9 protein-coding genes are annotated in these 11,862 nt (G+C 60.6%); 3 read left to right on the forward strand and 6 right to left on the reverse strand.

Going from position 1 to position 11,862, the window contains the following annotated elements; translation table 11 throughout:
• Positions 1-407, forward strand: a 407-nt coding sequence (locus tag PHW99_RS08285) for a pyridoxal-phosphate dependent enzyme (RefSeq protein ID WP_300175598.1), incomplete at its 5' end; no start/stop codon positions are given.
• A 31-nt stretch (positions 408-438) separates the two neighbouring features.
• On the forward strand, positions 439-666 hold the full coding sequence (locus PHW99_RS08290) for a sulfurtransferase TusA family protein (protein WP_300175600.1): 228 nt from the start codon (positions 439-441) through the stop codon (positions 664-666).
• A gap of 83 nt (positions 667-749) precedes the next feature.
• On the opposite strand, the gene PHW99_RS08295 is transcribed toward PHW99_RS08290, so the two are convergent.
• The 6 genes from PHW99_RS08295 to ahpC all read right to left on the reverse strand — a co-directional run bounded on the left by PHW99_RS08295 (position 750) and on the right by ahpC (position 10,752).
• Complete coding sequence (locus PHW99_RS08295; RefSeq protein WP_300175602.1) at positions 750-3,680, reverse strand: valine--tRNA ligase; 2,931 nt, start codon at positions 3,678-3,680, stop codon at positions 750-752.
• A gap of 107 nt (positions 3,681-3,787) precedes the next feature.
• The gene (locus PHW99_RS08300) at positions 3,788-5,683 is read right to left on the reverse strand and encodes an EAL domain-containing protein (protein ID WP_300175604.1); all 1,896 of its coding nucleotides are present in this window, start codon (positions 5,681-5,683) and stop codon (positions 3,788-3,790) included.
• A 4-nt stretch (positions 5,684-5,687) separates the two neighbouring features.
• Positions 5,688-6,218, reverse strand: coding sequence for a YfiR family protein (locus PHW99_RS08305; RefSeq protein WP_300175607.1), 531 nt, complete (start codon positions 6,216-6,218; stop codon positions 5,688-5,690).
• 16 nt (positions 6,219-6,234) lie between these two features.
• On the reverse strand, positions 6,235-8,265 hold the full coding sequence (locus tag PHW99_RS08310; RefSeq protein ID WP_300175608.1) for a TonB-dependent receptor: 2,031 nt from the start codon (positions 8,263-8,265) through the stop codon (positions 6,235-6,237).
• Positions 8,266-8,440: 175 nt separating this feature from the next.
• On the reverse strand, positions 8,441-10,006 hold the full coding sequence (ahpF, locus tag PHW99_RS08315; RefSeq protein WP_300175609.1) for an alkyl hydroperoxide reductase subunit F: 1,566 nt from the start codon (positions 10,004-10,006) through the stop codon (positions 8,441-8,443).
• A 170-nt stretch (positions 10,007-10,176) separates the two neighbouring features.
• The gene (gene ahpC / locus PHW99_RS08320) at positions 10,177-10,752 is read right to left on the reverse strand and encodes an alkyl hydroperoxide reductase subunit C (RefSeq protein ID WP_300175610.1); all 576 of its coding nucleotides are present in this window, start codon (positions 10,750-10,752) and stop codon (positions 10,177-10,179) included.
• 191 nt (positions 10,753-10,943) lie between these two features.
• On the opposite strand from ahpC, the gene yaaA reads away from it, so the two are divergent.
• Complete coding sequence (gene yaaA, locus PHW99_RS08325; protein ID WP_300175612.1) at positions 10,944-11,720, forward strand: peroxide stress protein YaaA; 777 nt, start codon at positions 10,944-10,946, stop codon at positions 11,718-11,720.
• The last annotated feature ends 142 nt before the right edge of the window (positions 11,721-11,862 follow it).

Genomic DNA, 11,862 nt, shown 5'->3' on the forward strand with positions numbered 1-11,862 from the left:
CCGACACCAAGGGCAAGATCACCCACTTTGTCAGCGCCATGGGCACCACCGGCACCATCACCGGGGTGTCGCAGTACCTGAAGAAGAAAAACCCGGCGATCAAGGTCATTGGTGTGCAGCCGCACGAAGGTTCACGCATCCCGGGCATTCGCAAATGGCCACAAGCCTACCTGCCCAAAATTTACGATCCCAGCTATGTGGATGAGCTGATGTACGTCAGCCAGGAAGATGCCGAAGAAATGTGCCGCCAATTGGCGCGCGAAGAAGGCATTTTTGCCGGCATCTCGGCCGCTGGTGCCTGTTGGGTGGCGGCGCAAATTGCCAAGGTCGAGCGCAATGCGACCATTGTTTTTGTGGTGTGTGACCGCGGGGACCGTTACCTGTCCACCGGTGTTTTCCCGGCTTGATGCGCGGGCCCTCTCTTTTCAGAACCTCACCATGCAAATTGACAAAGAAATCGACACCAGCGGGTTGAATTGCCCGCTGCCCATCCTCAAGGCCAAGAAGGCACTCAGTGAACTGCAAAGTGGCCAGACGCTCAAGGTGATTGCCACCGATGGGGGGTCGCTGCGTGATTTCCAGGCGTTTGCCAAACAGACGGGCAACGAGTTGCTGGAACAGCAGACCGTTGGCAGCACCTACATCCACGTGTTGCGCCGCCGTTAACGCGCTTGTCTTCGGCCAGCCTCCCGATGGTGTCGGGAGGCCGGGTTAAAACGGGTTCAGCCGCGAAGCTCCGTTCGGCTGGATCAACCCAGCCGGGCCAGCTGGTCTTTGACCTTGGCCAAGGTGGCTTCAAAATCCGCCAGGCGTTTGCGCTCTTGATCAATCACGGTAGCCGGGGCGCGGGCCACGAAGGACTCGTTGCCCAGCTTGCCGTTGGCCTTGCCAATCTCACCTTCGAGGCGCGCCAATTCTTTGCCCAGGCGCGCTTTTTCAGCGGCCACGTCAATTTCCATGAACAGGCAGACACGGGCTTCACCCACCACGGCCACCGGAGCGGCTTGCGCGGCGGCGGCCCAGGCGGCCTCGTCATCAAACACGCGCACCTCACTCAGTTTGGCCAGCGCTTGCAGCACCGGGGCGGCGCTCTTCATGAAGGTCGACTCGGCGTTCGATGCGATGACAAACAGCGGCAGGCGCTGTGCGGGTGACACCTGCATTTCACCGCGCAGGTTGCGGCAGGCATCAACCAGGGTTTTCAGTTTGGCGACATGGGCAATGGCTGCCTCGTCAATACGCTCGGGCTGACTCACCGGGTAGGCGGCGATGGCGATGGATGCACCAGCGCGTCCGGCTACAGGCGCGACCTTTTGCCACAACTCTTCGGTCACGAACGGGATGATCGGGTGGGCCAGGCGCAGAATGGTTTCCAGGGTGCGGATCAGGGTGCGGCGGGTGGCGCGTTTCTGCGCATCGTCACCGGTCTGGATTTGCACCTTGGCGATTTCCAGGTACCAGTCGCAGAACTCGTTCCAGACAAAGTCGTAAATCGTGCTGGCCACGTTGTCCAGGCGGTAGTCGGTGAAGCCCTGTGCCACCTCAGCTTCGGCCTTTTGCAGCAGCGACACGATCCAGCGATCCGCCGCGCTGAAGTCCAGGTACGCGGCGGTGGCGCATTCGGCCGGGGTGTGGTCGTTCAGGCCGCAGTCCTGGCCTTCGCAGTTCATCAGCACGAAGCGGCTGGCGTTCCAGAGCTTGTTGCAGAAGTTGCGGTAGCCTTCGCAGCGTTTGCTATCAAAATTGATAGAGCGGCCCAGAGAAGCCAAGGACGCGAAGGTGAAACGCAAGGCATCGGCACCAAAGGCGGGGATGCCATTGGGGAATTCTTTTTCGGTGTTTTTGCGCACCTGCGGTGCGGTTTCGGGCTTGCGCAGACCCTCGGCGCGCTTGACCAGCAACTCGGGCAGGGCAATGCCGTCGATCAGGTCCACCGGGTCGAGCACATTGCCCTCACTCTTGCTCATCTTGTGGCCTTGCGCGTCACGCACCAGGCCGTGGATGTAGACGTGTTTGAACGGCACCTTGCCGGTGAAATGGGTGGTCATCATGATCATCCGGGCGACCCAGAAGAAGATGATGTCGTAGCCGGTGACCAGCACGCTGCTGGGCAGGTAGAGGTCGTAGTCCGGGGTGGTTTCGGGCCAGCCCATGGTGCTGAACGGCACCAACGCGCTGGAGTACCAGGTGTCGAGCACGTCTTCGTCACGCTTGAGGGCCCCGGTATAGCCGGCTTTTTCGGCGCTAGCCCGCGCATCTTCTTCGTTTCTTGCTACAAAAACTGTACCGTCTTCGGCATACCACGCGGGAATTTGATGGCCCCACCAGAGCTGGCGGCTGATGCACCAGTCCTGGATGTTGTTCATCCACTGGTTGTAGGTGTTGACCCAGTTTTCGGGCACAAACTTCACCTGGCCGGACTGCACCGCGTCGATGGCTTTTTGCGTGATGCTCTTGCCGGTCGGGTCTTGTTTGGACACTTTGCTCATCGCCACAAACCACTGGTCGGTGAGCATCGGCTCGATCACCTGGCCGGTGCGGGCGCAGCGCGGCACCATCAGTTTGTGTTTTTTGATCTCAACCATCAGCTCCAGCGCCTGCAGGTCTTTGACGATTTGTTTGCGGGCTGCAAAGCGGTCCAGGCCTACGTAGGTACTTGGCGCATTGCTGTCAATTTTTGCATCCAGCGTCAGCACGCAGATCATCGGCAGCTTGTGGCGCTGGCCGACCTGGTAGTCATTCTGGTCGTGCGCCGGGGTGACCTTCACCACGCCGGTGCCGAAAGCCTTGTCCACGTAGTCGTCGGCAATGATCGGGATATTTCGGTTGCACAAGGGCAGGGTGACCTGTTTGCCGATCAGGTGCGCATAGCGTTCGTCCTCGGGGTGCACCATGGCGGCCACGTCGCCCAGCATGGTCTCAGGCCGCGTGGTGGCCACGACCAGGCCTGGGGCCAGTTCACCGTTGACCAGCTGCGGGCCGTCGGCAAAGGGGTAGAGGATGTGCCACAAGCTGCCGTCTTCTTCCTCAGATTCCACTTCCAGGTCAGACACGGCGCTCATCAGCACCGGGTCCCAGTTGACCAGGCGTTTGCCACGGTAGATCAGGCCTTGCTCAAACAGGCGCACAAAGGTTTCGGTGACGGTTTTGGACAGCTTGGGGTCCATGGTGAAGTACTCGCGGCTCCAGTCCACCGTGTCGCCCATGCGGCGCATCTGGGTGGTGATGGTGTTGCCGCTTTTTTCTTTCCACTCCCAGACCTTTGACACAAAGTTTTTCCGTGCTTCGGCCGGTGTCGGGCCCATGTCGTGGCGGCTGATGCCCTGGGCCTGCAACTGGCGCTCCACCACGATCTGGGTGGCAATGCCGGCGTGGTCGGTGCCGGGAATCCAGGCGGTGTTGAAGCCGGCCATACGGTGATAACGCGTCAGGCTGTCCATGATGGTCTGGTTGAACGCATGGCCCATGTGCAGCGTGCCGGTTACGTTGGGTGGTGGCAACTGGATGCAGAAGTTGTCGCCGCGTGCGGCGGCCTCTACGCTGGGCTGGCCCGTGCCCCGGCTCCCGGCCACGCCGTAGCCACGTTTTTCCCACTCTGGCCCCCAATGGGCTTCCAGGGCGGCGGGCTCGAAGGATTTGGACAGGCTGCTTAAGCCGGGTTGTTGTAGTTCGTCGTTCATGGTGTTGTTGGCTTGGTCGCCGCCCAGGGCCACAGAAGGCGACTGGATGCGAAAGCGACACCTTTACACAGATGCCGCCATGGGTATAAGACTGGGGAGGCCCGATTTTATTCGACGCTACAGCGTTCTTGCACATAGTCCCGCAACTGGGCTGCGGGCATCGGGCGGCCCAGCAGGTAACCCTGCAGGATGTCGCAACCACAGTGGCGCAAGAACTCGGCTTGCTGCGGTGTTTCAACGCCCTCGGCGACGACGATCAGGCTCAGGGCGTGTGCCATCTGGATGACCGCCCTGACGATGGCCGCGTTTTCACCGTCATCGGGCAGGTCACGCACGAAACGCTGGTCAATTTTGAGTTCTCCCACGCAAAAACGTTTGATGTGACCGAAGGACGAATAACCCGTGCCGAAGTCGTCGATGGAGAGCGCAAAACCGGCCGTGTGAAACGCATCCAGCACCACGGATCCGTCCCCGTCCATCAGGGCGCTTTCGGTCAGCTCGAATTCAAAACGCTTGACGTTTTCACCAAAGTGTTCAAGGGTCTTGCAAATACGCTCGACGATGCCGCAGCCGTGCAGCAGTTGAAGAGGCGACACGTTGATGGAGACCCTGGGCAACTCAACCCCATTGGCACGCAGGGTGGCCAGATCCCGGCAGACCTGGTTCAACACCCAGTCGCCCAGCTCCGCTATCAGGCTGCAGCGTTCGGCCACCGGGATGAATTCTGCCGGTGACACCAGTTGGCCATCGGCGCGCCGCCAACGCGCCAAGGCCTCGACCCCAACCAATTCCCGGGTTTGTGCATTGAGCTGGGGCTGGTAGGCTACCCACAGCCCGCCACCATCTTCTTGCAGGGCCTGTCGCAAGCCGGATTCAAGTTCCAGGTCATTGCGAACCCGGGCATCAATGGCCTCGGAAAAAAACCGGAAGCCGCTTTTGCCGTGGGTCTTGGCCACATACATGGCCATGTCGGCGCGTTGCAACAAGATGGTCGGATCACTCTCGTCACAGGGCAGCAACAGCACGCCGACGCTGAGTCCGACGTGACTCGGTCTGGGCAGTGTCGGCAGCGGCTGAGCAACGGCCTCGATCATCTGGCGCGCCACCCTGGCGGCGTTGTCTGGGTCGCCAATGCCATAAAGAATGGCCGCGAATTCGTCGCCCCCCAGTCGGGCGACCACGTCACCGGAACGCAACACGGCGGACAGGCGTTCGCCGATCATCCGCAGCGCCTGATCGCCCACCGCATGCCCGAGGGAGTCATTGATTTTCTTGAAATCATCGACATCAATGCACAGCAGCGCCGCCCCCTTGGGTTCGCGTGTCACACGGGCCACGGCCTGGCGTAACTCGCGCTCAAACAAACTTCGATTGGGTAAACCAGATATCTGGTCATAAAAGGCCATCAGCTGCAGCTGCTCTTCTGCCCGCACCATGCGTCGGCGCAAACCGGCTGTCAGGCGATAGGCCAGAATCAGCGCCACGGTGGCAATGGCCAGTACACCCAGGGCGTATTCGAGCATGCGCCAGTAAAGCGAGGCAAAACTGACATGCAGCAGCAGGGTGCCGACCTGGCTACCTTCCATCTGGATGTTCTCACGCAAGACTTCGCCAGACCAGTGGCTCGCCATCGCTATGGGCTGGTTCAACTGTTCCAGGGGCGCTTCTGTGCGGTCGAAGATGAGTCCGGGGGGGAAAGGCCAGTCGCCAGTGATCGCCAGCCGTTCGCCATCGACCTGATACAAGGCGCCGCCAGTGATGCGGGGGTTCAACCGAACTGCGCCCAATGTCTCCTGGGCCGCCTTGGCGTCCCTGAACACCAATGCTGCCGAGCTGTTGGCACCAACGATGGCGGCCTCCGTGCTCAGCTCCTCGAGCATCTGCTGGCGACCAATCACATATTGATGCACCATCAGCAGGATGAAGGTGATCAGCAATGCCAGACCGGTGGACAACAGACTCAGGCGATTGGATCTCTTGACACGGTCAGTCTGTGGCTTCACGCGTTTACTCCATCACCCTGCGAGCCAGGCGTAACACTTTGGAACTCATCACCAGCCCGGCCTGGCGGGCTGAGCGCAGATCAATGTCGAAAACGATGCGCCCGTTTTCCACTTCCAGATTGAGCATCACACCGCGTTGCAGGTATCCCGGTGAATCACCGACGAACAGCACACCGCGGTTACTTAACCCGGGCACCATACGTGTCAGTGCGGTGGCGTCGTTGGGTGACAGGTAGAGGGCGTGGCAGCCCGCAGCCGCGGCGGCATTGACATGCAGCACCTGCAGTGGTCGACCTTTGATGATTTTGCCATTGAGCAGGTCCAGCACCTGGGCAACCGGCCCGGCATCCAGGTAGCACAGGGCCACGCGGTCTGAGGGCTGGCTGGTTTGGTTTGGCCAGTCCACAAACAACAGCATGTTGACCAGAATGGCGGCTTTCAGCTCAGGCTCGGGGGCTTGCCGCTGTGCCTGCGCCAGCGGGCTCCATGCCAGCAACAGCACCAGAAGAACACGTCGGATGGACCCGACAGACATCAGCATTGGCGGCATCTCATAGGCGCAAGGTCCAGCTCAGTCTGAACTGACGGCCATCTTGCGCCAGTGCATTCTGTGTGAACGCCGAAGAGGCCGGGTCATGGTATTGGTGATCACCCACGTTATAGAGCCCCAGGGAGAATTCGCCCAGTCCGGCAAAAGGAGCAGACGTCAGTGTCAGATTGAGCACGCCATAACCGGCCACTTGTCCCACCAGGGCGCGCCGTTCTGACACCCCTATCCATTCACCAGCCATTGTCCAGCCTGCGCCCAAGGGCCGGTCAAAGACCAGTTTGCCAAGCCACTGCGGGGCATTGCCGAGTTCACTGCCGTCGGCAGCGCTAGACCATTGCCGGGACAGGCTGGCACGCAGGCGCTGGCCACCGCGCCAGCGTTTTTCAGCATCGAGTTCGATGCCGCGGGTTTGTGCACTGGACTGGTTGGCAAACACCAGCAGTCCGTCAGCCGGGTCAAGCACCTGGTCAATCATGTCGCGCATGTCGTTGCGGTAGAGGCTGAAGCCAAAGCGCCCTCCCTGGCCAGCGCGGAAATCCGCAGCCAACTCGATGCTGCGGATGCGTTCGGGTTGCAGGGCCGGATGGGCCTTTTGCAGCAGGCCGCCATCGTCGTAAAAACGCTCGTAGGCGTTGGGGGCACGGTAGGCATGACCCACCATGGCCTTCAGCGTGGCGGCTTCGCTGGCCTGGTAGATCAGCGCGGCGCGGGGTGAGGTGATACCGGCATAGTCGCTGTGTTTGTCATGACGCAGGCCGAAGTTGAGCAGCCATTGCTGGGACAAGCGCCATTCGTCCTGCACAAAGACGCCGTAGGTATGGGAGCGAGGGCTGCTGTCGAGGTAACTGGCCGCCGGCGCCAAGTCAAAATTGCGCTGCTCCAGCAGCGTGTTCCACTGGGTCTCCAGACCCAGCATCAATTTGTGGGCGGGCTGGGCGGTGATGATCAGGCGGTAATCGCCTCCCAGCCAGTCGGCCCGACCGGTGTCGCGGTTGTCCAGCGGCCCGGCGAACATGTAATCACCGCTGTAGCGGTAACTGCCGCTGAAAACCCTGAATCGCTGCTGCCAGCCGTTGGACTGCGGCCCGTCATAGGCCAGCTCAAGTAGCGCGTGTTGATCAACGGTGTGGGTGCCGGGTTCACCAAATGCAGTTTGATAAGGTGCATTGGGCAAGTGCTTGTCACGTGAACTCAGGTTGGCGCTGAGCCGCCAGTGGCCAAAGCGGTATTTGCCGTAAGCTTTTTGGTAGCGCTCACCGTCCAGCCCACGCGCCCAGCCTTGGCTGTTGCTGGTGGCAAATTCGGGGAAATACAGATCGCTGCCAGCTGTGTTGGAGGCGGCCAACGCAAAAAACCAGTCGTGTTCACTGTCCACCCGTTGGCCGGCCATCAGCCCCAGGCGGTGGCTGGCCCCGCTGCCCACCTCGGCGCTGAGGCGGGTGCCCTGGATGTCGCCGCCATCGAGCATCACCGCATTGACGCTGCCAAACAGCGCATTGGCACCATAAACGGCCGAGGACGGTCCGGCAACAAACTCCAGCCGCTTGACCCAGCTGATCTCGATCGGCGCTTCGTTGCCGAGTTGTGCCTGGTCGTACAGGGCATCGTTGCGCCGCGCGCCGTCAGTCAGCAGCAGAATGCGGGAGTTGTAATCACCGGGGCGGTTGAAACCGCGCACGCCGAGGTAGCTGTAGTTGCGGTCATTGCTGAGGTAAACCCCGCGCACGGTGGACAGCGCTTCAGCCAGGTTGCGATAGTTGTGGCGGCGTAATTCATCCTGGCCAATCACCGTGACTGACGCCGGAGAGTCGGCCAGCGGTTGGGCATAACGCGAGGCACTGTGCACCTCGACACGCAGCAGGTCATCCAGTGACAGTTGGGCCAGTTCACCCGCGTCGGCCACCAAGGCTGCGGCAAGGGTGGATGTGCTGCAACACAGCACCAGTAACGCTCCGGTGCATTGGGCATGGAAATGGGCCCGCCTGGAGCGTTTCCACCTCCGCGAGTTGGCCATTTTCAGGAAAATTTCCATGGGATTTTTGCGTGCCGCTCAAGAATCTGAGCCACTGCCCAAAGCAGGCAGTGGCCCTGAATTCTATGCCAGCACTTGACCCATGACCGCCTTCTCAGCGCTCCTGAGCGAGGGCGCTGGCAGCGTCGGCGACGCTTACCCTTGTGCCCCCTTTTTTGACATCAGCGGGGCAAACTCACACCGCCGGGTTGCGAATCAAATAGTCAAACGCGCTCAGCGCCGCCTTGGCACCTTCACCGGTGGCGATGATGATTTGTTTGTAGGGCACGGTGGTCACGTCACCGGCAGCCAGCACGCCGGGCAGCGAGGTCTGGCCTTTGGCATCGATCACGATCTCGCCGTGTCTGGACAGCTCCAGTGTGCCCTTGAGCCATTCGGTGTTGGGCACCAGGCCGATCTGCACGAACACGCCTTCGAGTTCGATGTGATGCGCGGCCTCGGTCGCGCGGTCCTTGTAGCTCAGGCCGTTGACCTTTTGGCCGTCGCCGGTGATCTCGGTGGTCTGGGCATTGAGGTGGATCGTCACATTGGGCAGGCTTTGCAGCTTGGCCACCAGCACTGCGTCGGCACGCAGCTTGGTGTCAAACTCGATCAGCGTCACATGGGCCACCACACCGGCCAGGTCAATGGCCGCTTCCACGCCGGAGTTGCCGCCGCCAATCACTGCCACCCGCTTGCCTTTGAACAGCGGGCCGTCACAGTGCGGGCAGTAGGCCACGCCTTTGGTTTTGTACTCTTGCTCGCCGGGCACGTTGACATTGCGCCAGCGTGCCCCGGTGGACAGAATCACCGTGCGGGTTTTGAGGGTGCCGCCGTTGGCCAGTTGCAGCTCGATCAGGCCACCAGGCTGTGCGGCCGGGATCAGCTTGTCGGCGCGTTGCAGGTTCATGATGTCCACGTCATAGGCTTTGACATGGGCTTCCAGCGCGGCGGCAAATTTGGGGCCATCGGTCTCAGTGACCGAGATGAAGTTCTCAATCGACAAGGTGTCATTGACCTGGCCGCCAAAACGCTCGGCCACCACGCCGGTGCGGATGCCTTTGCGGGCGGCGTACACGGCTGCAGCCGCGCCAGCTGGGCCACCACCGACCACCAGCACGTCATACGGTGCGCGGGCCGAGAGTTTGGCGGCCTCACGGGCGGCGGCTCCGGTATCGAGCTTGGCGACGATTTCTTCCACCGTGCTGTGGCCGGAGCTGAACATTTGGCCGTTGAGAAAGACCATGGGTACGGCCATGATCTCGCGCCGGGTGACTTCGTCCTGGAACGCGCCGCCCTCGATCACCACGGTTTTGACCTTGGGGTTGAGAATGGCCATCAGGCTCAGGGCCTGCACCACGTCCGGGCAGTTGTGGCAGGTCAGCGACATGTAGACCTCAAAGTTGAAGTCGCCGTCCAGCGCGCGGATGCTGTCGATCACATCCTGCTCCACCTTGGGCGGGTGGCCGCCAGTCCACAGCAGGGCCAGCACCAGCGAGGTGAATTCGTGGCCCAGGGGCAGGCCGGCAAAACGCAGGCTGTTGGCGGCCCCGGCGGCCTGCACGGTGAATGATGGTTTGCGGGCATCGCTGCCGTCGGTCTTGAGCGTGATTTTGTCGCTGCGCAGGCGTTGGATGGTCTGCAGCAGGCTTAGCATGTCACTGGCGTTGTCGGAGTCGTCCAGGCTGGCCACCAGCTCGAACGGTTGAACCACGCGCTGCAAGTAGGCGGCAAGTTGTGTTTGGAGGTCATCGTCGAGCATGATGGGGTCCTTTGTCGCTATAAAATATATAGCTATATGTGCTTTATTTATGCGGGCTAAGTGCCAATTTTTGTGAAAAAAATAGCCGGACGGCAAGGCCCACAGGGCAGCTTGACGCAGTCCGGCTTGGGCACGCCACGGCAGGCGTGCCAGACAGGTGTGCCGGTGGTTTAGATCTTGCCGACCAGTTCCAGAGATGGCTTCAAGGTCTTGGCACCTTCTTTCCACTTGGCGGGGCAGACTTCGCCGGGGTGGCTGGCGGTGAACTGGGCCGCTTTGAGCTTGCGCAGGGTTTCAGACACATCGCGAGCAATTTCGTTGGAGTGGATTTCCAGCGTCTTGATCACGCCTTCGGGGTTGATGACGAAGGTGCCGCGCAGCGCCAGGCCTTCTTCAGGAATGTGCACGCCAAAAGCGTTGGTCAGTTGGTGGGTTGGGTCGCCCACCAGCGGGAACTGGGCCTTGCCCACGGCGGCAGAGGTTTCGTGCCAGACCTTGTGCGAGAAGTGGGTGTCGGTGGTGACGATGTACACCTCGGCACCGGCTTTCTGGAACTCGGCGTAGTTGTCAGCAGCGTCTTCGATTTCGGTCGGGCAGTTGAAGGTGAAAGCGGCGGGCATGAAAATCAGCACCGACCATTTGCCTTTGAGGCTTTCTTCGGTCACGGTGATGAACTCGGCCTTGCCATTGCGGCTCAGGAAGGCCTGGGTTTTGAACGGTTGAACTTGGGTATTGATCAGGGACATGGAAGACTCCTTGTGTGGGTGGGTTGAAAAAACGTCGGTGTCACAGGTTTTGTTGGCCGATGGGTGAATCATAGTGGCAACCTATCGTTTTCATGATGCATTGTTTATAAGCTATTGATAGCCAAACTTTATGACCACGGTCACGATAATGGGCACCTTGTCAGCCATCACCACCGGATCGTCATTGCACCATGCTGTTTTTACTCTCCCCCGCCAAATCGCTCGACTTTGACACCCCGCCTGGTGACGTGCCACACAGCCAGCCGCTGTTTGTGCCGCAAGCCGCAGAGCTGATGGGCATTCTGAAGCAGAAATCGCCGCAAGACATCGCCAGCCTGATGGGCTTGAGTGATGCGCTAGCCGGGCTGAATGTGGCGCGTTATCAGGCCTGGGCGCCCAAGTTCACTGCCAGGAACGCCAAGCAGGCCGTGCTGGCCTTCAATGGTGACGTTTATGAAGGGCTGGATGCCAAAACCCTGTCGGCGGATCAGCTGGCCTGGGCGCAAGACCATGTGTGCATCCTGAGCGGCTTGTACGGCGTGCTGCGCCCGTTGGACTACATCCAGCCCTACCGGCTGGAAATGGGCACGGCCCTGACCAACGCCCGCGGCAAAAATCTCTATGCTTTCTGGGGCACACAGATGGCTGACTACCTGAACCAGCGGCTGCGCAGCGAGGTGGCGCCGGTGGTGGTGAACCTGGCGTCGCAGGAGTATTTCAAGGCGGTGGACACCAGGGTGCTCAAGGCGCGGGTGGTGGACTGTGTGTTTGAGGACTTCAAGGGCGGTCAGTACAAGATCATCAGCTTCCACGCCAAACGCGCCCGTGGCCTGATGGCCCGTTTTGCCGCCACCCAGCGGGTGGTCTTGCCTGAACAACTCAAGGCATTTGACGGCGAGGGTTACGCCTTTGCCGCCGAGGTGTCGGTGCCGAACCGGCTGGTGTTTCGCCGCTGCCTGGAAGCTTGAGTACTAGCGCATCTTTTCAGTCTCTGGAACCTTACTTCAGTACGGGTGTAATCGCGTTGTGCATTGTCAATGTGTGGCAGAAAATCGAACGCGATTGGGGCAGGCTTTGTGCGACCTTATAGCTGCAAAGCGCTCTTCTACC

The sequence above is a fragment of the Rhodoferax sp. genome (genome assembly GCF_028689305.1).
Taxonomy (GTDB): domain Bacteria; phylum Pseudomonadota; class Gammaproteobacteria; order Burkholderiales; family Burkholderiaceae_C; genus Rhodoferax.

Coding starts and splice junctions, on each gene's coding strand:
- PHW99_RS08290 (WP_300175600.1), top strand. CDS start 439: ATGCAAATTGACAAAGAAATCGACACCAGCGGGTTGAATTGCCCGCTG.
- PHW99_RS08295 (WP_300175602.1), bottom strand. CDS start 3,680: ATGAACGACGAACTACAACAACCCGGCTTAAGCAGCCTGTCCAAATCC.
- PHW99_RS08305 (WP_300175607.1), bottom strand. CDS start 6,218: ATGTCTGTCGGGTCCATCCGACGTGTTCTTCTGGTGCTGTTGCTGGCA.
- PHW99_RS08310 (WP_300175608.1), bottom strand. CDS start 8,265: ATGGAAATTTTCCTGAAAATGGCCAACTCGCGGAGGTGGAAACGCTCC.
- ahpF (WP_300175609.1), bottom strand. CDS start 10,006: ATGCTCGACGATGACCTCCAAACACAACTTGCCGCCTACTTGCAGCGC.
- ahpC (WP_300175610.1), bottom strand. CDS start 10,752: ATGTCCCTGATCAATACCCAAGTTCAACCGTTCAAAACCCAGGCCTTC.
- yaaA (WP_300175612.1), top strand. CDS start 10,944: ATGCTGTTTTTACTCTCCCCCGCCAAATCGCTCGACTTTGACACCCCG.